We start from the raw sequence: 22,423 nt of genomic DNA on the forward strand, positions 1-22,423 counted from the left end.
TAAATGTTGCACTTATTCTTGCAATTTATCAAGTTAAAAAATAAGCCATTCTACTTTATGAAGATAGCAACTACTCCCCTCCTTCAACTAAATATTGAACCTATTATACACTTTTTTCGTATAAGTACAAGAAAAATCATGATTTTTTAATATATTTTTCGGATTTTCTGCTATTTAAAAACAAAAAAAGAGACATCCAGAGATAAAATTTACATTTTTTAGTTTCTAACCCCATCTCTCAGAGGGGTGGTTATTCAGCAATCTAGAAGGCTAGTGAGGTAGGGACGAAGTTTTCGTCACAAAAAAGCGAGGCAGAAATAATATTGTCCCCGCCTCGTTTCTCTTATAAATATAAAATTGCAAGTGTTAGTAAGCTAGCTACAAGACTAATGCCCCAGAAAAAGAAATCGACCTTCCATTCGCTCCAAGCTTTACCATGTCCTGACAAACCACCTAATTCAAAATGGTGATGAACTGGTGTCATCCGGAAAATCCTTTTACCACCGGTCAATTTGAAATAAGAAACCTGCATCATAACCGAAGTTGTCTCAAAGACATAGACAATTCCAATGATGAGAAGCGTCCATTCTTGATGAAGCGCCATCGAAATGGCTGCCAACATACCACCGAGAGCTAAACTTCCTACATCACCCATAAAAATTTTAGCTGGTTTATGATTGAAAATGAAGAAGGCAAGCAGACCGCCAATCATACTCAAAATGACAATTAAAATATCAAAACGATGCTGAACAGTCGCAATAACTGCATAAGCTGCTAAGCTGATTGTAACAGAAATGCTAGCTAACCCATCAATACCATCTGTTAAATTGACTGCGTTGGAAAAACCGACCAGCCAAAAGAGTGCAAAAGCGATATAAAGATAACCTAAATGAACTGGGAAACCAAAAACATTGAGTAAGTCACCGCCACCATGAGTATCAAAGAAAAAGTAAAAAACAATACCACCAATAATTTGAAGAACTAATTTTTGTTTGGGATTTAAGCCTTCATTTATTTTGCGAAAAATCTTTAAAAAGTCATCCAAGAAACCAACAATACCGTACAAAACAAGAATAAACAATATCATCAAAGCAGCGCTTGAGAGTTCTCTTGATATAAGTGCAATCACAAAACTGGACAAAACGGAAGCTACCAAGAAAACAGTCCCACCCATGGTTGGAGTTCCCGCTTTTGCTTGGTGCTGCTTCACATCCTCGTGCATTTGTTGCCCAGAAATATGAGCTTTATGATAAAAACGAATAAAAGCAGGTATTCCAACCAGAGTTAGAATAAAGGTCACAACACCTGCGACGATAGCTTGTAACATGCTAATCTCCTAATGTAATTGTTATTTCTTTTATTTTCTTGAGTGATGCGTTGGTTTTGACACTTTGGGCAACTACCTTAGAGCCTTTGCCCTTAACATGCACTTTTATGCCTAACCATTCACCGAATGTTTCAACATTTTTCTTGGTCCAACCGTACATATCCGGCATTTCAGTAAAGTCATCTGTTAAGACAAGAATTTGCTGATTGGATTCCAGTGCTTCACCTGTTTTTACAGACACTTTCTTAATATTTTTACTAGTACCTAGGATAATAGGTTGTACAAGATTGCGTCGTAACTCATCTGCTAAATCACCAGAGCTGGTATTTTTAGTAGAGGGCATTTTATAAGCCATTTCTTTTGAAACCGACTTTAGAATAGGGGTTTGCGTCGTCAAGTTCAACGTATCTTTCATTGCCACTGCTTCTTCTAGCACCGGATTAACAACTTCTTTCCAGAAGATTGGTTGGAAAGATTCTGAGGGCTGTTTCAGAGTTACATACATGATAAAATCAGGATTTTCTGCTGGTGTCATTGCCACAACAGAATAGATGTAATCATTTGCCCCTGTCAGATAACCACTGCCATTTTCTCCGGCAATTTGTGCTGTACCAGATTTAACTGCCACATTTTGATTAGGCACTTTGATAATCGGACCTTCTGCCTTGCTATATAAGGTTCCGTAAATAGGATCTGTACCGACAGTCACCATATGGTCTCTCGTTGACTTAGCAGCATCTTTGGAAACAGGGTGCCCGACAATTTCTGTAGAAGCCTTACGCGCACTCCCGCTTTTGGAATCATAAATGGCACTGATGAATTTTGGTTCAACCATTACACCATCATTGGCGATAGAAGAAAAAGCACGTAACATTTGTATTTGAGTAACCGAAATTCCTTGACCAAAAGCACTCATTGCATACGTAACGATATTATCTGCTGGAAGACCGCCGTAATCTTCATAATTCATTCCAAAGCGTGTAGGTAGTCCAAATTTAAACTTGCTAAGATAGTCTAGCCATTTTTCGTCACCCATTTTTTTCTCAAGAGAAGCCATTCCCACATTACTAGAAAGAGCAAAACCTTGAGCATAGGTTAATGTCTGTCCTTCAGAAAGTCCCATATTGACATTCCAGTCTCGAATCGTTACATCCGCAATTTGTAAGCCACTATTATTATACGTTTCATTTTCTGGGAAAGTGTTATTGTCTATAGCTGCAGCTAGTGTCATGACCTTCATCGTTGAGCCAGGTTCATACTGATTTTGATAGAGAGCACTAGACCAAGCAAAGTCTTTTGTCAGATCTTGCTTCGTATCAGCATCAAAACTTGGACGCTGCGTCGTTGCAAGGATTTCTCCAGTTTTTGCACTAACTAATGTGGCACTGGCATAAGTTCCCTTAGCTTTTTCCACAAACGCATTCATCCGCGTTTCAAGGAAAGACTGTAGGTCTGAGGATAAGGTTGTATAAACATCTTTTCCATCTTGTGTTTGCCTTGAAACCTTGTCTGATCCCGGTACTATATTTCCGTTTTTATCTTTTTCATAGGTGATGACACCATTTGTTCCGGCTAACGTCTTGTTTAAAGCAGCTTCTAAACCTGTTGTTCCAACAAGTGTTTTACTACCATCTTTATTTTCTTGTAACTGAGCCAATCCAACAAAAACAGAAGCAAAATTCCCATTTTTATAGCTTCTATTTGGACTAGTTGTGAAATCAACTCCCTTTACTTTTGCTTTTTTCAATTCCTCACGAATGGTATTCATATTGCTATAACTGATACCATTCCCTTGAGCACCAAACGAAACTTGTTGTAATTTTTTTCGAGATAGTTGTTTTTTGACGTAGTCCTTATCCATACCAAGATACTTGTTAAATACATCAGCTACCTTATCGTATTGAGATTCTTCTACATAGAGAATTTCTCCTGTTGCTGACTTATAACTTTTATCAATGACAGCATAAACATTATAGGAAGTTGCATCTTCAGCTATTGGCAAACCATTACGGTCATAAATAGTTCCACGTTTAGCTGGGACAATCTTTGTGATTTGATGCACTTGACTTGCCTGTTCCGCTAAATTCACACCAAATTTCTTTCCCGTTCCAATGATAATTGCAAAATTGATTAGGAAAACAAAAAAGACAAAAACCGTCAAAACGCTTAGATTTTTCCCTACTCGTCTACGGTTGTAACTAGGATTCCTACGATTTTTCAAAGCATGGTTTAAAATTCGTCTTCTGAGTCCATTCATGCTCTACTCCGCCGTTCTGATATTTTCATTATTCTGAGTCATTTCTTGCGAACTTGCTAATTTTGACAAACGTTCACTACGGATCAATTCGTTTACTTCTTGTTTAGCATCATCTAGTTCTGTGCGCTTTGCTTCGATTTTTGAATTGACAGTTGTTAAATCGCGCTGCACTTGCAATAATTTTGTTTGCATAAAGACAACACTGGTTGCTAAGATAACTGCCGTCAAGACTATAGCGCCATAAAATGCCTTTTCAACACGAGAAAATCTTTGAATACGCGCCTGAAGTATCTGACTAGTCGTTCTTGGTCTATTATTTGCCATCTTAATCCTCACTTATGTACTTTTTGTGCCACACGCAGTTTGGCTGAATGCGCGCGATTATTGTTATCTAGTTCTTCTTTACTTGGTAAAATAGGTTTCCGAGTAACCAATTTCATTTTAGGTTGTAAATCCTCTGGAATAAATGGTAAACCTTTCGGGACCTCCACTGTTGAAGCTTCTTTAAAAAGCTGCTTGGTCAAGCGGTCTTCTAACGAATGAAAGGTAATCACAGAAATCCGCCCATCAACTGCTAACAAATCCATAGCCTGGTGAATGGACTCATCTGCTGCGCCCAATTCATCATTGACCTCAATACGAATAGCTTGAAAAATCTGTTTAGCTGGATGACCTTTTTTCTTTAATTCCTTGGCAGGCTTAGCAGATTTAATAATCTCCGCCAACTCCGTAGTGGTTTCAATCGGTTTCTTTTCACGCATTTGCTCAATTTTACGAGCAATTTGTTTTGAAAATTTATCTTCTCCATATTTAAAAAAAATCCGCACTAAATCATGATAGCTATATTGATTAACTACTTCATAAGCTGTTAGCTTTGCCTCACGATTCATTCGCATATCAAGCGGAGCATCTTGTTTATAGGAAAAGCCACGCTCACGCTCATCAAGTTGCGGACTCGAAACTCCTAAATCATAACAAATACCATCAATTTCTTCAACACCTAGTTCATTCAAGCGAGCTTTTAAATGACGAAAATTGTCATTGATAAAAGTCACCATTCCTTGTTCAACATACGACGCTAAGCGTTTTTGAGCATGCTCAATAGCAGTCTGATCTTGATCAAAAGCATATAGATGACCGTTTTTCCCTAATTTACTCAATAAATATTCACTATGTCCTGCTCCACCTAATGTTGCATCAACATAGACTCCATTTGGTTTTATATCAAGTTGATCAATGGTTTCGTGCAGAAGAACTGTTACATGATGAAATTCATTTGTCATATCTTTACTATTATACCACAAAGATTTAAAAAAAGAATTTTAGAATCATGTAAAGTTTTTTGTCAATTATATTTGACATATTTCACAAGTATATTTATAATAAAAGGACAAAAGTCACTTATATTTGACACTAGGATAAGGAGAAATGCATGAATCGCGTGAAAGATTTCCGAAAAAATCTAGGACTCTCGCAACTAGGCCTTGCCAAACAAATTGGCGTTTCGCGGCAGACAATTAACATGATTGAAAACAACAAATATAATCCCACACTAGAACTTTGCATTAACCTAGCACTAGCTTTAAAGACAGACCTAAACACACTTTTTTGGAATAAGTAAAAAATAGAAAGGCTACATTCAAATGAAACTTCAACAATACAAAAAAATTATCTTACCTCTTCTAGCAATTCTCCTTATCATTTCCTTCTACTTTTTCTTCACCTTGACAGATCCGATCTTGTTCTGGATAGATGTGGCAGTGATTGCTGGTTGCATATTTTTCGGTCGAAAACTTTTAAAGAAGGACTAGACTTCTTACGTCTTCCTTCTCGTCTTTTAAGCTGCTTTGTGGTAAAATAAAGTCATTATTCTATGAAGGAAGATACGAATGTCACGTTTTTTATCAAGATTATCTCCTGCTAGGCGCATTTTATTGAGCTTTGCCCTTGTAATTGTGGTGGGCTCTCTTCTTTTAAATCTGCCTTTTATGCAGACAGCGACTTCTAAAGCTAATTATTTTGACCACCTCTTTACATCAGTTTCAATGGTTTGTGTGACGGGGCTTTTTACGCAGTCTGTTGCAGATACTTACAATATTTGGGGACAGATTAGCTGTATGCTCCTCATTCAGATTGGCGGATTGGGGCTGATTAGCTTTATTGGGCTGATTTATGTCCGCTCCAATCAGAAACTCAGTTTTTCCAATCGTACTACTTTACAAGAAAGTCTTAGTCGAGATGAGACAAATTCTATTCGCGACTTTCTTCGCTCCATTTTTCTCATTACTTTCAGCATTGAAGCTCTTGGAGCATTTATCCTCAGTTTTCGCTTTGTCCCCCTTTTAGGATGGGGAAAAGGACTTCTAACCTCCATTTTCCTTGCTATCTCTGCATTTTGTAATGCTGGATTTGACAACTTAGGAAGCACTAGCTTGCTAGCTTATAAAACAGATGCCTTGGTCAATTTGACCATTGCTGCCTTGATTATCATGGGAGGCTTGGGTTTTTCAGTTTGGTTTGACTTAAAAACAAATATCCAGACAAAAGGACACAAGCGGAAATTACGCTTTCACACAAAATTGGTCCTTGCTTTAACAGCTTTCATCTTAATCAGTGGAACCTGCTTGACATTTCTGACAGAATATCAAAATACAGCTACGATTGGTCGACTTCCCTTTGAAAAGAAACTTTTAGTCAGCTTCTTTCAAACCGTCACCATGCGGACGGCTGGCTTTGCAACAATTGACTATACACAAGCTCGCCCAGTGACACTTCTCCTTTACATCATTCAAATGTTTCTAGGGGGTGCTCCCGGAGGAACGGCAGGGGGACTAAAAATCACTACTTTTTTGGTCGTATTAGCCTTTGCCCGAACGGAAATCCTTGGCTTGCCTCATACTAATTTTGGACACCATACGTTTTCTCCCTCTACCATTCAAAAAGCCTTTAGTGTCTTGATTGTCTTTACAACAACCTTTATCATTGGCTTGACTTTTTTGACTATGGTCGCTGATAACGGACATCGTTTTATTTACTTAATGTTTGAAGCCATGTCCGCTCTTGGAACGGTGGGCGTAACGGCAAATCTAACACCTACTTTAAATCATGCCGCCTTAACCGTGATTATGTTTTTGATGTTTATCGGGCGTATCGGACCATTGACCTTAATTGTCAGTCTTTCCAATCGAAAACCGAAGAAAAAAGACACAATTAAATTTGCCAATGCAAATATTATTATTGGATAGGAAGGAATTTTATGGATAAACGAACAATCGGTATACTGGGGCTGGGAGTTTTCGGTCGCAGTATCATTAACACACTTCGCAAATACAACTGCGATATTATAGCTGTCGATGACCATGAAGATGTCATCAATCATTTTGAACCTATTTTAGCGCGAGGTGTGGTCGGCGATATTACAGACCATGATTTGCTTCAGGCGGCAGGGATTGATACCTGTGATACGGTAGTGGTCGCTACTGGAGACAATCTAGAATCGAGTGTCCTTGCTGTTATGCACTGCAAATCGTTAGGCGTTGAAAAAGTAATTGCCAAGGTGAAAAGTAAAACAACCAGAGAAGTCTTGCTAAAGGTCGGAGCAGACCGCTGCATCTCCCCTGAGCGTGAAACAGGGATTTCACTTGCAAAAAATATCCTGCATCAAGCTACGACTGACGTCATTGAACTAGATAAAAATGTATCTATTATTGAATTTTATCCACCTCAGTCTTGGATTGGTAAAAATTTAGCCCAATTAAAACTTCGTCAAAACCACAACCTCAATATCATTGGTTTTCGAGAAACACCCGACGGTGTTCTCAACATTGATACATCACCTGACTATACCTTTAAAAAGGACGAACTGTTGATGGCGGTTATTGACAGTCAAACATTTGACCACTTTGAAGATATTACAAAATAGATGAAAACATCGCTGAGAATTTTTCTCAGCGATGTTTTGTTACCTTTATTACGAATTTGGATCATCCAAACTTCGACCGTGCAAGCCTTTTTCACGTTGGACTTGGCGAAGTTTTTCTGGCGTGACATCATTGCCCTCTTCATCCACAATTTTAATCCCTTCAATATGGTGGCGAACGCTACGACGATAGCCTTCAATGTATTCTTCACGTAATTTAGCTTGCTCTACTTTTTCTTCTGGCGTTAGGCCAACTGTTTTTTTCTTTTTGGCAAGTTCGTTGATACGTTCGATTTTCTTTGGTTCCATTTTTCCCTCCTTGGATTATTTTGTATTGATTTGGTTAAATTGTGCCACTTTTTTGGCTTTCGTCATTAAGGCAGCTAAGAGTGCCAAACGATTTGCTCGGATTGCTTCATCTTCAGCCATAACCATAGTATTGTCAAAGAAAGCGTCAATCACTGGACTTAAAGCGAAGAGTTGCTCAATATTATCTGCTAAGTCATCAGATAACGTTAAGTTTTCTACTGCTGCATGAAGGGCTTTTTCTTCGGCATTTTCAAAGAGGCTCTCGTCCACAACACTAGCCGTTTCTGCTTTTTCTGCCAAGTTAAAGACACGTGCTAAACTTTCGACCGACGATTTGAAAGAATCTTCTTGTGCTTTTTCTGCCAAAAGACTTGCTGCTTCAACCAAGTCCCGCACAACAAACGTTGAACTATTTAAAACAGAAGACACGATATCTTTTGGAACATCGCTGTCCATCATTTTTTCAATACGTGCACGGAAGAAATCAAGCACTTGTTCTTTATTGCTATATGTGAGACTGTCAAATTGCAGCGCATAGAGCTGTTCTATCAATTCATCTAAAGCAATGTGCCAACCAAATTTATCCAAAATGCGCACGACACCTTGCGTTGCTCTACGAAGAGCATAAGGGTCATTTGAACCGCTTGGAATGAGTCCGACTGAGAAAAAAGAAAGAATCGTATCCATCTTGTCTGCAATGGCTAAAATGGCACCAATTTTCGTGTCTGGCAATTCACCATCACTGGCAGTTGGCAAATAATGCTCCCGAATGGCTTTAGCTACTGCTGTGTTTTCTCCTGCAAGCAGGGCATATTTTTCCCCCATGATACCTTGCAGCTCATCAAACTCACCAACCATACCAGTCAACAAATCAAACTTGTAAATAGCTGCAGCTCGCGCTACGTCTTTCATTTCTTGCTTAGATAACTGAGCTTTTTCTGCTAAAAGGGCTGCAATTTTTGCTGTTCGCTCCATGTGCTCTGCTAGAGAGCCGATTTTTTCATGGAAGGTCACATTTTTCAACTTTTCAACCAAATCAGAAATAACCAATCGTTGGTCTTCGCGCCAGAAAAATTCTGCATCTTCCAAACGAGCTACCAACACTTTCTGATTCCCTTTGACCACATTTTCGAGATGTTCTGCATTTCCGTTACGTACCGATACAAAATATGGAAGTAGCTTGCCATTTTCGTTACGAACAACAAAGTAGCGTTGATTGACTTTCATGGAAGTCACAAGGACTTCCTCAGGTACATCTAGGTAACGCTCGTCAAAACGTCCGATAAAAGCGGTTGGGTATTCAATCAAATTCAGCACTTCATCCAGCAAATCTTCGTCAATCTCCACATGAACATTGTGCATTTTCTCGATTTCTTTGATTTGATCCAAAATCATGTTTTCGCGTTCCATTGGGCTGGCAATGACAAAAACTTTGCGCAAGTCCTCTTCATAAGAATCTGCTGACTGAATCTTCACTTCATGACCGAGAAAACGATGACCCCGACTTGTCCGTCCGCTTTCAATATCGAACAAATTCATCAAAAAGGACTCATCGTCCAACAACACAGTTAGGGTATGAACGGGACGGATATATTCAAATGTATTGCTCCCCCAGTGCATATTGACCGGAAAGCTTAGTGAAGTCAGCACATCAACAACTCCGTCAATCAATTCTTCAACAGGTTTTCCGATTTCTTGCTTGGTCACATAGACATATTCTTCGCCTTTGATGTCACGAAAAGTGATATCTTCAACCGTCAAGCCTTTTCCACGAACAAAGCCTTGCGCAGCTTTCGTAAAATGACCATCTGCATCCAAAGCAATCTTCTTGCTTGGTCCTTTAAAATCTTCTGTTAAATCTGTTTGCTTTTCACTTAGATTGGACACGCGCACAGCCAAGCGACGAGGAGTTGAAAACATTTCAATCTTATCAAAAGTTAAACGATTGTCTGTTAAAAAGGCTGCCATTTTATCACGTAATTGCTTCATGCTTGGTGTTACGACATAGGCCGGCATTTCTTCCAGCCCTAACTCAACCAATAAATTCTTTGTCATTTTTATTCCTCCTCAGCCAATAATTTCTCACGTGTTGCTTCATCTAATAATGGATAGCCTAGTCGTCTGCGCTCTGCCACAAAAGTTTTAGCAACAATACGTGCCAAATTGCGAATCCGAGCAATGTAACCTGCCCGCTCCGTCACCGAAACAGCTCCGCGAGCATCCAATAGATTAAAGGTGTGCGAACATTTTAAAACATAATCGTAAGCAGGGTGAACGAGATTATACTCTAAACAACGCTTAGCCTCAGCTTCAAAATGATCAAAATTAGCCAACAGCAAAGCTTGATCACTCACTTCAAAACTGTATTTTGAATGTTCAAATTCTGGTTGGCGGAAGATTTCTCCGTATTTTACGCCATCAGCCCATTCAATATCATAAACAGAATCCACCTCTTGGATATAAGATGCCAGACGCTCCAAACCATAGGTAACCTCAGATGTCACTGGGTTGGTAGGCAAACCACCGACCTGTTGGAAATAAGTAAACTGCGTGATTTCCATACCGTCAAGCCATACTTCCCAGCCTAGGCCTGCAGAACCTGTTGAAGGATTTTCCCAATTATCCTCGACAAAACGAATATCATGTTCCAACGGATCAATTCCCAATAACTCCAAAGACTGCAAATACAGTTCTTGAATATTGCTTGGACTTGGTTTCATCACCACTTGAAACTGGTGGTGCTGGTAAAGACGATTTGGATTTTCCCCATAACGACCGTCTGCTGGGCGACGTGAAGGCTCTACATAAGCCGCATTCCATGGCTCAGGTCCAATGGCACGAAGAAAAGTATATGGGCTCATGGTTCCAGCACCTTTTTCATTATCATAGGCCTGCATGAGCATACAGCCCTGTTCATTCCAAAAATGCTGCAACGTTAAAATAATTTCCTGAAAGGTTAATTTTTTAGACATTTATAACTCCTTATCCCTTATCATCAAAAAAGTGGAACTGCATCGATACGACACCTACACAAATTGCATAGGGGCGTCAAAACGCGGTTCCACCCTAGTTTATTACTTCATTGTTAATATAGCCTTAAGATAACATCAAGGACTAAAATTTACCGAAAGCTCCATCTTCATTTAGCTCTTATCTGGCTTCCACCATCCCAGACTCGCTAGCAAGTAATTGCATGAGACTTCTTTCATACAAAACATTATAGCAAGAAATAGGAAATTTGTAAAAGGAAAATATTTTATTTTACATTGGGTATCAAAAAAAGTCAACAAAAGTGTCTAATTTTTCTTTCTTGCACTCTTCACTAAAGTTTTCAAATCTATTTTTTACCTTGTTCATTCATTTCTTGCTTTCTCACAATTTCAAATTGAATTTTTGAATTTCCCGTTGTTTGTTTTAATATCTTTTCAGCCATTTTTTCTGGGGTTACTAATCTAAATGTACTATCCCTAATATATTTAGTTAAGTAGGTTTTAAATTCATCACATTTTTCAATTAATCTCGTTTTCTCCGAGAATTCATCGGCAATTTTTGTATATTCATCAAAGTTATTTACCTTAGAAATTTTTTCAAAAAAATTACTAAATAGGACAACTTCCTCATTAACTGCTGTTTTTAACTGAGAAAGTTTGACATCATCTTGAATGACGATACTTAATAACAAATCATCTCTTAAATCTATATAGTGATAATATTTATTAATTAAGTGTTTATAATAATATTTAACGAACTCAGTTTTGAAATCCAATTGCTCTGCAACATTTTCGACAAACCATATCCCCTCATCACGAAACATTGTCTCAGCCTTTTTCAACTCATTCAAAATTTGATAAGATCTTTCAGCTCGTTCAATCGTAAATTGTAAGAAGATGCGTTCTCGTTCGTTTTCCTCTTGTTTATCAAAATATTCTCGTTGTAGCTTATGTTCTTCTTGTAATTGCTTTGTTTGTTGTTTATTCTGGATATGTGCGACATACACAGCTATCCCACCACCAACCAATGCTCCAAGCGTTGAACTGATAAACTGTGAATTTAAAAAATTACCCAAGTTTTGACAAATATCTACCTTATCCATAATAATTTCTATCACCTATACTCCAAATTTCATTTAATTATCAATTGATATACCCTTTTCATCTAATAGTTTATTAAATTTTGAAGAATATTCATCGTTTAAAATATTCAATATATCCTGAGATTTATGTTGTATATCAGGACAAATAAAGCCTTAAATTATTTTCATCCGAATCTTTTTTAGAAAATAATACATACAAAATAGTAAAATTGTACCAATAAATCCTCTAATAGTCAATAAATTCATCTCTTCTCCCTAACTTTTCAATTATCTTCTAGCATTCTTTCGTTTAGCACACATAAAGAAAAGACGTTTTTCGTACCATCACAATATCAAAACCATTCCCAAAATCCAAATAGTATCAACCACAATAATTCTCCTTTATCTATATTTTATTAATTCCTCAACAACTTCATTAATTTTATCTATCTCTTCATCAACTATTTTCATGAAATTGTCAAAATTAATATCTACATAATACTCAATAAAATCCCTAAAATAATTGTCCGGAGTTGAAAACTGGGAATAAGGAATTTCTTTAATAGAATAATGAAAAATATTATTTCTAAATTGACTATCTCTAAGAAAATATTACCTTTTACGTAAATAGTAGTTTGTATTTTTTCTGCTAAACCAGAATTAATACTTTTGGAATATTTACTTAGAATTTTTGCTAAAGAATTGACGCTAACTAGATAAGATTGGATTTTTGAACGATAGAATATATTACCTTTATTTTAGAATACTTTCGGGAATAAGCTATTTAGAAAATTGTTCTGACATAGAATATTGAATAACTGTAATTGAACTTCAAGTGGCAGATTCCCTAGTAAAATATCTTGCCTTCTGTTATCCATTAAAAACTTATCAATATGTCTTAATTTACAACTTGAAATATCCAGTTTCATTGCTGGATCTAAATTAAAATCTTTTTCAAAATTTGAAGTGACCGAATTGATAAAAGCAGACAGATCACGAGAATAATCAATAAAAATTGGTTCTATTTCTTGTTCCCACTTTTCTATAGTTGTAAATTTATTTAACCTCAAAATATATACTCATTTGACTAATGTTTCCATAAGGAATATCATCAATAGTAAAACTCCCAAATCGTGCTGCACAAAGCAATAAACAAAAAATTTTTGATAAAAATTATAGTTCGACTCTAATAGGCGCTTTCTTTCAACCGCACTATTACTTAACTTATTACAAGCTTTTGCAAATTTATTATCAGAATAGAGCTTCACGCCAATTCTAATTTTTTTCATCATGGTTACAAGGTTTACATCTCTGATGTTTGGTAATTCTAAAATGATTCCTTGTTCTTGAAACTTCTCAATCCAGCCTAAACAAATTGATGATAAAAACGGGAAAAGTGGTATGAATATCTCAGAATTATCAAAATCGTCGGTAAAATTAGTTATTATATATAAAATTTGCTTTGCTTCCATCGTTTCTTGTAATAGAAAGTATAAATGATATATTTCCCAATAATTTTTCTTCGTTCATAATAATTCGCTTCCCATTTTTCACTCACCTGCAGTTTCATCAAGTTTGTGTAGGTTTCTTTTGATAGAATTATACCACGAAACCACCAAAAATCCCCTAGAAATCATTCTAAGGGATTGACTTTACCCTGCCACTTCCACTGCTGGTTCCGTTTTTGTTTTCTTGCTTGGACTGGATAGGCGGCGCTTGCTGTCGCGGATGGTGTTGAGGTCTTTGAGGAGTTTAGCAAAGTGGAGTTTTTCGGGATAGGCTTCTGCGGAGGCTGCGGTATAGCGCATAAAGAGGTCATAGATACGGGAGAGCTCGGTACGCAACTGCTTGGTTTTGCCGACTTCTTTGCTGGACTTGGCTGCACGCGCCAGAGTTTCTGCCCGGTCATAGTCTTCCTGAGCTGTTGCCACGGCGGTAAGCATCGGCAGAAGACCCAAGGTAGTCACTGCTGCATCATAAGGTTCCTCCTTGAGGGTTTTGAGGAGACTCTTGATTTCAGCAGTTGCGACATCGTTGGTATGCTTGGTGATGTCCTTATACTTCGCAAGGACTGGCGTTAGGGTTTCGTGGGCAGCTTTGAGATTGGGCTCCTTGATTTTGGCAAAGCCCCTATGCAAGGTAAACAGTCCGACTAGGGCACTGTCCCGCTCCTTATCCACTTCTGCTAGACTCAAGGTTTGTTTATTTTCTACGCTGGCCAACTGGGCTTGGAATTGCTCCAGCTTACTGTCAAAGACTTCAAGATGATCATCATACATAGCCTCATCCTTGTAGGACTTGGCAAAGCTAGTAAGAACCTGATGAGAGTCCGTCATCAAGCTCTCAAACTCACGGTTAGTAAAGTTGCTGTAAGGCAGGGGGCGAATGGTGTAGGTTTTTGTCATAATAATCCTTTCCACAAATATGATAAAACAAGTATAGCATGTGGTGATAAATCTTTGGCAAGGCTACTCTGAAATGTTGTTTTTAAGCTCCGAAAAGGCATTTTTCTCTTTTTCAAAGAAAAAAGGCAGCAAAAATCCCCATCTGATTGCTAGTAAACCTTCCGACGGGGACTATTTGTCTATAAAAAACGAATCATCCGATCATTCAAGACTTAGAATACCTAGAAACTTTAGTGATTAGTGTCATCCTAGACATAGAATGCCAATCAATTTTAGTAAATCCTGTCATTCGAGGGATAGATTATTTGGAAATTTTCATAAATAGGACTATCTGAAAGCTAGATTCCCTCCAAATTTTAGTAAGGAAGACGATTCGACTCCTAGATTGGAGTAGGACGTTGATAAATGATATTGACTGAAGCCTTGACTGCTTCTTTTCTTCCTTATCTTCCCACTCCCAGTAGCTCAATAACCTCCTCAATCAGCCCTTTGATTTCTTTATCGCACAGAAGAGAAAGTTTTGATTACAGTTTCAGTCAATCATCATCTAAAAATCCATCTTATCTGGATCTGGAGCGCCGCCTTCAAGACCTTGAATGTTTTTCAACACTTCTAGGTCTGCTGGACTGAGGGTAATGTCAAAGCAGTCCAGATTGCTCTTGATTCGCTCAGGCGTAACCGACTTGGGCAGGGGCAGGAAGCCCTCTTGCAGGCTCCAAGCCAGAGCGATTTGGGCGACAGATTTGCCGTATTTATCGGCCACAGCCTTGACTTCTTCATTGCGGAAAAGTTCCCCTTGACCGAAGGGACCCCAAGCCTCTAGGAGAATATCATGCTTACGACAATAGTCCACTGTTTCAGCCTGATAGACACCAGGCGCCAGACGAATTTGATTGACCGCAGGCAAAATACGCGCTGTCTCAAGCAGAGGCTCTAGGTGGTGAGGCAGGAAATTGCTGACACCGATAGCTCGGATTTTCCCCTCCCGATAGAGGTCTTCCATAGCCCGCCAAACCTCCCGATTGCGCTCCTTCCAAGCTTCCTGCTCTCGCAGAGGTTTTGGATTGGGCCAGTGGATAAGATAGAGGTCCAGATAGTCCAGCCCCAAACGCTCTAAGGAGCGGGCAAAAGCTCCTTGAGTCTCCTCATAAGTATGATTACCATTCCAGAGCTTGGTCGTAATAAAGAGCTCTTCTCGCGGTATACCACTGTCTTTGATTGCACTACCCACACTTCCCTCATTCTTATAAACAGCCGCAGTATCAATGTGTCGGTAGCCTGCTTCAAGTGCTGTTAGCACCGCCTGATAGGCCTCTTCACCATCTTGAGCCTTCCAAGTTCCAAAGCCCAAAACCGGAATCTCTACACCATTGTTTAATTGATAACGTTCCATCTCCGTCTCCTTTATTAAGCAAGCAGGCAGCCCAGTCAACTACCCCTTCCAACAAAAAATCTATTTCTTAGCTTTCTTTTTCAAGGATTTGGGTTTAAAGACATTCTCCTTGGTTGGTGCCATTCCCCTGCCGAGAAAACTATAAGTAATAAAAGTTATGCCAACTACAATCATGAGCATACGACTCAGATAACCTCATTATATCACGCCCCTTATTGCAATTCAAATCCTTAAAAACCTTTTCTTAACTACATGTATTTTAAAAAGTAAAATGAAAAGAGTCGGTTTCCCAACTCTTTCAAGATAAAAAGATTCTATTTAGCTTCGTATCTCTTTTCGCCATCCAAGTAGGTCGCAACCAGTTCCAAATCCTTGTCCAACACAATGAAGTCTGCATCATGTCCTTCCTTGATTTGACCACAAACATCCTCAATATGAACGGATTTAGCCGGATTGAGGGTTGCCATCATAACTGCTTCGTGTGGGTTAGCAATCCCCCATTTGACAACGTTCTTTAACCCGTCTTTCAATTTCAAGATAGAACCGGCTAGGTTACCTGTTGATTTGAGTCGAGCAGTTCCATTTGCGACTACTACTGGAAATTCTCCCAACATATAGTCACCGTCTTCCAAGCCTCCTGCAGTCATACAGTCTGTGATGAGCGCAACATTTTCATGCCCTTTTTGCTTCATCAAGATGTCACAAGCCTTTGGATCCACATGGTGTCCATCACAGATCAGCTCAGCATAAGTGTGTGGCAGCTCGTACATAGCGCCGACCATGCCCAGCTCACGGTGAGTCAGACCACGCATGCCATTATAGGCATGAACCCAGACACTAGCGCCAGCATCTACCGCAACTTTAGCTTCATCAAAAGTTGCATTTGAGTGCCCAAGTGCAACTGTTACGCCTTCATCAGTAATGGTTCGAACAAAATCTTCAACACCTTCTCGTTCTGGAGCTAGAGCGATTTTATTAAGCAAACCATTTGAAGCTTTTTGCCAAGCACGAAATTCATCCATTCGAGGATCTTTCATGTAAATTGGATTTTGAGCCCCTTTGTATTTTTCTGTGAAATACGGACCTTCAAAATATAGCCCACGAATCTTAGCACCTGTTGCTTCTTGGTAATGATCACCAATATTTTTGGTCACAGCTAGCAGTAATTCAAAACTTGAGGTCAAGGTTGTCGGTAAAAAACTGGTGACTCCTGTTGACAATAAGCCTTCACTCATAATGTGAAGCGTTCCTTCGATATTATTATCCATCACATCAACACCACCAAAGCCATGAATATGGGTATCTACCAATCCCGGTGCAATAGAATAACCTGTGTAATCTATCACATCTGAATCTGCTGGAATTTCCTTGGACCATTTTCCAAATTTGCCATCGACCAATTCCAGATAGCCACCTTGACGAATACCGTGGGGATAGAAAAATTGATCAGCTTGAATGTATTTAGGCATAATAAAACCTCCTTCATTCGATGAGAGTTTATATTAAGTTACAATTTCTAGCAACTGTAATTGATATTTTGAGGCACTCTCACATTTATTCATTATGTCCCTTTTATTATACCGCTTTCTTCTTTTTTTGTAAATGGTATAGACCTATTTTGCGTATTTTAAATCATCAAAAAACAAACTACATCAGCAGTCTGTTTCTCAATCTTAAATTTGTTCCGCTTGCACTTTCTCCGCCAAGTTCATGGCATGGTCTGCGACTCTCGTATAGTGAGAGATGATATCAATAAAGTTTACGCCTGCTTGCGTAGAGCATTCTCCTCTGTTCAGGCGATGGATATGCGTCTTCCGCAGCTTTCGTTCCATTTTATCAATCGCTTCATGCTTAGCCACCAGACTATTGGCCAATTCAATATCATTATTTTCTACAGAAGCTAAAGATTCTTTAATGAAACTAAGAGTCATATTGTAAATCAACTCCAACTCTTGCAAGGCTGCTGGAGAAAATTCTACTTTTTTTCGACGGATATAGTCTGTCAAGTTGATAAGCGCTTCACCGTGATCTCCGATTCTTTCCAAATCGCGTGAAGAGTCCAGAATATTAGTCAGTACTTCACTTTCTTTTTGACTAAGAGGTTCACTAGATAAATCAATCAGATAGCGTGTCAGATCTTCATCAATCTTGTTGATTGCTTCTTCCGTTTTATGCCCTTTGTCTGCTGACTTTTCAGTATTGTTCACAATATAATCATAAGCTAGCTCAAATGAACGCATCGCGTAACTACCCAAATGAAGCAATTCTTTTTTAGCATTTCCAAGCGCTAAAGACGGCGCTTGTTTGATTAAAATTACATCCAAATAAAGCGGCTCGTATTTCACGACTTCATCTTCACCTGGGATCAACTTCGTTACCAAAGTAGCCAGCAAGCCAATGAATGGAAACTGAATAATGGTATTGGTGACATTAAAAGTTCCGTGAGCAAAAGCAATGGTCATTTCTGGACTTAAATGGAGAGCTGTTTGAAACCACTGAATCAAGCTCGTAAATGGGCCTAATACTATCAAACATAAGACGGTACCAACCACGTTAAACATTACATGAGCACCTGCCACACGTTTTGCTGCAATATTGGCACCTAAGGACGCAATAATCGCTGTAATCGTTGTCCCGATATTATCCCCAAAAAGAACTGGCAAAGCTCCTTTTAGCTCAATCAAGCCACTTGCATACAGATTCTGTAAAATTCCAATGGTCGCGGACGAAGCCTGAATGAGCAATGTAATTCCTGTTCCTACAAACACACCAAGGACTGGATTTCCACTTAACTTTATCATGTATTCACGGAAAGCGTCTAAATCTTTCAATGGCTCCATAGCGCCACTCATCAGATTTAAAGCAAAGAAAATCCCACCGACCCCAAATAAGACACGACCAATATTATTGATAGAGCGCTTTTTGGTAAAGAAGAGACAGACTGCTCCTAAAAAGAGAATGGGTAAGGCATAATCACCTAGCTTAAAACCAATAATAAAGGAGGTCACTGTCGTTCCGATATTGGCTCCCATGACAATACCAATCGCTTGCTTCAAAGTCAATAGTCCAGCGCTTACCAATCCAACCGTAATAACTGTCACACCCGAACTTGATTGAATCAGAGCTGTTAGACCAATCCCAACTAGAACGCCAAAAAATGGATTGCTTGTATATTTATCAATAAAATAACGAAGCCGATCACCTGCAGCCTGCTGCAAGCCATCCCCCATCATCCTAATACTATATAGGAAAAGTCCTAAACCGCCTAAAAAGCTAAATATAATTTGCTGCCAATTGATGGACATCTTTTCCCCTCCGAAAAATATGTAGCGGATTATCTCCTTTTCTATTTTAATGGATAAGTGTAAAAGTAACAAGCCTTTTTTAGCATTTTTATCAAAAAAAGAAAGAAAAATAGAATTTTCTTTCTTTTTAAATATATTGATATAGCTAAATTACGTTTTATTTTTGTTCTAAATCGCGGAGCATTTGGTCAATTTTATTCCCGTATTCAATGGATTCATCTTTGATAAATGTCAAATCAGGAATTTTATACATCTTCAAGTTGTGACCCAATTCACGTTTGATCGTTCCTTTGGCTTTTTCTAAACCAATTTGAGCTTTTTCTTGCTCAGAAGCAAGCTTGCTCATCAGCGTGTAGTACACTTTTGCCATTGACAAGTCACCTAACATTTGCACATCTGTAATGGTAATTCCTTGAACACGCGGATCACGAACTTTTTTTTGCAAAATTTCATTGACTTCACGTTTGATTTCCATGCCCACACGATCCACACGAAATTGATTTGCCATGATATCTCCTTTCACTTACTTTAGAAAAAGGTTGAGGCAGACTTTAATGAACCATAGCCTGTCTCTTTTCCATTCATATTTTATTTTGTGATTTCTTCCATGATGTAGGCTTCAATCATGTCGTCAACCTTGATGTCATTGTAGTTCTCAACCATGAGACCACCTTCTTGCCCATTGCCAACTTCTTTCACATCATCCTTATAATGTTTAAGGCTAGCAAGCGCACCATCAAAGATGACAACACCATCACGAATCACACGAACCTTAGAATCACGAGTTACTTTACCGCTAACCACCATAAAGCCACCAATGGTACCGACTTTAGAAACCTTGAAGGTTTCACGGATAACAGCTTCACCGATAATTTTTTCTTCGTATTCTGGATCCAACATCCCTTTCATGGCATCTTCCACTTCTTCGATGACTTTATAAATAATGCTGTGAAGACGAATTTCGACATCATCGGCTTCTGCTTGTTGACGAGCTTGTGGGGTAGGACGAACGTTGAAACCAATGATAAAGGCATTTGAAGCTTCGGCAAGAGTCACGTCAGACTCGTTAATAGCACCAACTGCTGAGTGAACAATCGTGACTTTAACGCCTTCTACTTCAATCTTTTGAAGGGAAGCTGTCAAGGCTTCGGCAGAACCTTGCACATCTGCTTTGATAATAACATTGACAGACTTGACTTCACCTGCTTTAAGGGTATCAAAGAGATTTTCAAGACTAACACGGTGAGTTGCTTGACGTTGCTTCATGAGAGCACGTTTTGCACGTTCTTCACCAGCTGCACGCGCTGCTTTTTCATCTTCATACACTGCAAAATGATCACCAGCCATTGGTGTTTCATTTAGACCCGTGATAGATACTGGTGTAGACGGTCCAGCAACTTTCACTCGGCGTCCACGGTCATTGGTCATGGCACGTACACGTCCAAAGGTATTTCCGACAACGATTGGATCCTGCACATTCAAAGTACCTTGTTGAACGAGCAGAGTTGCCACCGCACCTTTCCCTTTATCCAAGCGCGCTTCGATAACCGTACCAATTGCGCGAACATTCGGATCGGCTTTTAATTCTTGAATTTCGGCTACAAGGAGAACTGTTTCGAGCAACTCCTCAATATTTTGATTGAATTTCGCTGAGATTTCAACGAATTCAGAATCACCGCCCCAAGCAGTTGACATAACGCCATATTCAGCCAATTCACCGATAACCCGTTCAGGGTTGGCACCTGGCTTATCAATCTTGTTAATCGCTACAATAATAGGGACATTTGCTGCTTTTGAGTGGTTAATGGCTTCAATCGTTTGAGGCATTACCCCGTCATCTGCTGCCACGACAAGAATCGTAATATCTGTGACAGAAGCACCACGTGCCCGCATAGAAGTAAAGGCCGCATGCCCTGGCGTATCTAAGAAAGTAATTTTCTTACCATTTTCTTCAATCTGGTAAGCACCAATATGTTGTGTAATACCACCTGCTTCACCTGTGGCAACACGAGAATTACGCAAGGTATCCAAAAGCGTTGTTTTCCCGTGGTCAACGTGTCCCATAATGGTCACAACCGGTGGACGCTCTACCAAGGCATCTGGATCAAGATAATCATCATCCACAAAGAAGCGATCAATATCTGCATTGTCCACTTCAACTTTAGCATGAGCTTCAATACCATAATCCACCATGAGGAGTTCAATGGTGTCACCATCTAACGATTGGTTTTGGGTCGCCATGACTCCCATCATAAAGAGTTTCTTGACAATTTCAGCTGGTTCGCGCTTAATCCGCTTTGCAATCTCTGCAACGGTCATGCCTTCTGTATATTCAAACTCTTTTGGCAATTCATGGAATTTACGTTCTGTAACCGGTTTTGGAGTTTGGTTATTGTTCCGATTATTCTTGCCTTTTTTATTTTTCTTGTTATGATTCCAATTACTATTCTTTTGATTTCTCACTTGATTTTGACTGCTTCGATTCTTTTGTTGTTTTCTTGGACCATCTTCTTCACGATCAAAGTCATCGCGTTTCTTGTCTGGTCGAGCTTGTTTTTTACGACGAGTGTCAACTGCGGGAGTTTGACTCGCTTCAGGAGCAACTTGGGGCTGTGGAGCTGGCTTTGTTGCTTCCACGATAGGAGCTGCTGCTTGAAATAATTCTTCTACAGGTTCTTTCCGTTTATTCTGCTCGCGTTGAGCTGCTTTCGCAGCCTGAGCTTGTTTGAAACGTTCTTCACTACCACGAGCATATTCAGCATTTTGTTCAGCTTTCAGAGCTGCTGCACGTGCTTTAAAATCAATGCGTGGTCCTTGATTCATTTGAGGGCGATTTTGATTTGTAGCATGTGAACGATTTTGCCCTTGGTGACGATTATCTTGGTTCCGATGATTGCGATTGTCGCGTTGTTCGTTGCGATTTCCTCGGTCATTGCGATTTTGATTGCTTCGATCATTACGCTGATTGCGCTCATCTCGATTTCGTTTGTCCCCATTTTGTTGTTTTTGCGGACGATTGTCTCGCTGTTTATTCCGTCGTTCTGCTTGCTCTTTTGCTCTTGCCTCTCGTTCAGCCTTAAAATTACGACTTTTTGGTTTTGCAGGCGCCGACTTCATTTCCACTTCCGACTTTTGCGTCGGAGCTACTGCCTTCGGCTCTGCTTTCTTCTCAGCCTCGGTCGTTTCTTTCACTGCCGTTGAAGCTGACGGTTGCTCTTTAGGCAACGATTGAGTCGGCTTTTGAGTCGTTTCTTTTTTAGGAGCTGCTGCTTGAGAAAAGCTAGCTGTGATACGTGTTGCTATTTCACTTTCCACGCTGCTGGCATGACTTTTTACCTCAATACCAAGCTCTTTTGCACGCGCCACAATTTCCTTGCTTTCTTTCCCCAGCTCTTTCGCGATTTCGTACAATCTTACTTTAGACAAATCTTGTCCT

General features: G+C 39.3%; 19 protein-coding genes. 3 read left to right on the forward strand and 16 right to left on the reverse strand.

All coding sequences use genetic code 11. The features are described 5' to 3' along the window. Positions 1-343: 343 nt before the first annotated feature. The 4 genes from mraY to rsmH are packed head-to-tail and all read right to left on the reverse strand — an operon-like array spanning position 344 to position 4,867. The gene (gene mraY / locus HMPREF2984_RS02720) at positions 344-1,327 is read right to left on the reverse strand and encodes a phospho-N-acetylmuramoyl-pentapeptide-transferase (protein WP_049533333.1); all 984 of its coding nucleotides are present in this window, start codon (positions 1,325-1,327) and stop codon (positions 344-346) included. Between the two features lies 1 nt (position 1,328). Further along, entirely contained in the window at positions 1,329-3,584 is a 2,256-nt protein-coding gene (pbp2X, locus tag HMPREF2984_RS02725; RefSeq protein WP_070670331.1) for a penicillin-binding protein PBP2X, read from the reverse strand. 3 nt (positions 3,585-3,587) lie between these two features. Then, positions 3,588-3,908: a cell division protein FtsL gene (gene ftsL, locus HMPREF2984_RS02730; protein ID WP_003031041.1), complete on the reverse strand. Its 321-nt coding sequence runs from the start codon at positions 3,906-3,908 to the stop codon at positions 3,588-3,590. 8 nt (positions 3,909-3,916) lie between these two features. After that, positions 3,917-4,867: a 16S rRNA (cytosine(1402)-N(4))-methyltransferase RsmH gene (gene rsmH, locus HMPREF2984_RS02735; protein ID WP_070670337.1), complete on the reverse strand. Its 951-nt coding sequence runs from the start codon at positions 4,865-4,867 to the stop codon at positions 3,917-3,919. Positions 4,868-5,016: 149 nt separating this feature from the next. Between rsmH and HMPREF2984_RS02740 the strand changes: the two genes are divergently transcribed. The 3 genes from HMPREF2984_RS02740 (at position 5,017) to HMPREF2984_RS02750 (ending at position 7,506) form a co-directional block, all read left to right on the forward strand. Beyond that, positions 5,017-5,205, forward strand: a complete 189-nt coding sequence (locus tag HMPREF2984_RS02740; RefSeq protein ID WP_070670340.1) for a helix-turn-helix transcriptional regulator — start codon at positions 5,017-5,019, stop codon at positions 5,203-5,205. 268 nt (positions 5,206-5,473) lie between these two features. Beyond that, a complete protein-coding gene (locus tag HMPREF2984_RS02745; RefSeq protein ID WP_070670343.1) occupies positions 5,474-6,829 on the forward strand; it encodes a TrkH family potassium uptake protein in 1,356 nt (451 codons plus the stop codon). A gap of 11 nt (positions 6,830-6,840) precedes the next feature. Beyond that, entirely contained in the window at positions 6,841-7,506 is a 666-nt protein-coding gene (locus HMPREF2984_RS02750) for a potassium channel family protein (protein WP_003043350.1), read from the forward strand. Between the two features lie 48 nt (positions 7,507-7,554). On the opposite strand, the gene HMPREF2984_RS02755 is transcribed toward HMPREF2984_RS02750, so the two are convergent. The 12 genes from HMPREF2984_RS02755 to infB all read right to left on the reverse strand — a co-directional run bounded on the left by HMPREF2984_RS02755 (position 7,555) and on the right by infB (position 22,413). Beyond that, a complete protein-coding gene (locus HMPREF2984_RS02755) occupies positions 7,555-7,812 on the reverse strand; it encodes a DUF896 family protein (RefSeq protein WP_070670346.1) in 258 nt (85 codons plus the stop codon). A gap of 15 nt (positions 7,813-7,827) precedes the next feature. Then, positions 7,828-9,867, reverse strand: a complete 2,040-nt coding sequence (gene glyS, locus HMPREF2984_RS02760; RefSeq protein WP_070670350.1) for a glycine--tRNA ligase subunit beta — start codon at positions 9,865-9,867, stop codon at positions 7,828-7,830. Positions 9,868-9,869: 2 nt separating this feature from the next. After that, positions 9,870-10,784, reverse strand: coding sequence for a glycine--tRNA ligase subunit alpha (gene glyQ / locus HMPREF2984_RS02765; RefSeq protein WP_049493571.1), 915 nt, complete (start codon positions 10,782-10,784; stop codon positions 9,870-9,872). A gap of 365 nt (positions 10,785-11,149) precedes the next feature. Further along, complete coding sequence (locus HMPREF2984_RS02770) at positions 11,150-11,905, reverse strand: hypothetical protein (RefSeq protein ID WP_070670389.1); 756 nt, start codon at positions 11,903-11,905, stop codon at positions 11,150-11,152. Positions 11,906-12,642: 737 nt separating this feature from the next. After that, positions 12,643-12,954 (reverse strand): hypothetical protein, encoded by a 312-nt coding sequence (locus tag HMPREF2984_RS09850; protein WP_004224255.1) that lies wholly within the window; start codon positions 12,952-12,954, stop codon positions 12,643-12,645. A gap of 9 nt (positions 12,955-12,963) precedes the next feature. Beyond that, complete coding sequence (locus tag HMPREF2984_RS09855) at positions 12,964-13,356, reverse strand: hypothetical protein (RefSeq protein ID WP_224785098.1); 393 nt, start codon at positions 13,354-13,356, stop codon at positions 12,964-12,966. A gap of 180 nt (positions 13,357-13,536) precedes the next feature. Beyond that, on the reverse strand, positions 13,537-14,289 hold the full coding sequence (locus HMPREF2984_RS02780; protein ID WP_070670353.1) for a DUF6261 family protein: 753 nt from the start codon (positions 14,287-14,289) through the stop codon (positions 13,537-13,539). A gap of 547 nt (positions 14,290-14,836) precedes the next feature. Further along, the gene (locus tag HMPREF2984_RS02785; RefSeq protein ID WP_004224271.1) at positions 14,837-15,682 is read right to left on the reverse strand and encodes an aldo/keto reductase; all 846 of its coding nucleotides are present in this window, start codon (positions 15,680-15,682) and stop codon (positions 14,837-14,839) included. Between the two features lie 314 nt (positions 15,683-15,996). Next, positions 15,997-17,151, reverse strand: coding sequence for an N-acetylglucosamine-6-phosphate deacetylase (nagA, locus tag HMPREF2984_RS02790; protein ID WP_070670356.1), 1,155 nt, complete (start codon positions 17,149-17,151; stop codon positions 15,997-15,999). Between the two features lie 204 nt (positions 17,152-17,355). Then, positions 17,356-18,987 carry a Na/Pi cotransporter family protein gene (locus tag HMPREF2984_RS02795; RefSeq protein ID WP_070670360.1) on the reverse strand — a complete coding sequence of 544 codons (1,632 nt, stop codon included), beginning with the start codon at positions 18,985-18,987 and terminating at the stop codon, positions 17,356-17,358. Positions 18,988-19,144: 157 nt separating this feature from the next. Beyond that, positions 19,145-19,495, reverse strand: coding sequence for a 30S ribosome-binding factor RbfA (gene rbfA, locus HMPREF2984_RS02800; RefSeq protein ID WP_003043380.1), 351 nt, complete (start codon positions 19,493-19,495; stop codon positions 19,145-19,147). A gap of 80 nt (positions 19,496-19,575) precedes the next feature. Continuing rightward, positions 19,576-22,413 (reverse strand): translation initiation factor IF-2, encoded by a 2,838-nt coding sequence (gene infB / locus HMPREF2984_RS02805; protein ID WP_070670363.1) that lies wholly within the window; start codon positions 22,411-22,413, stop codon positions 19,576-19,578. Positions 22,414-22,423 lie beyond the last annotated feature (10 nt).

It is taken from the genome of Streptococcus sp. HMSC066E07, from assembly GCF_001814695.1.
In the GTDB taxonomy this organism is placed as follows: Bacteria; Bacillota; Bacilli; order Lactobacillales; family Streptococcaceae; genus Streptococcus; species Streptococcus hominis.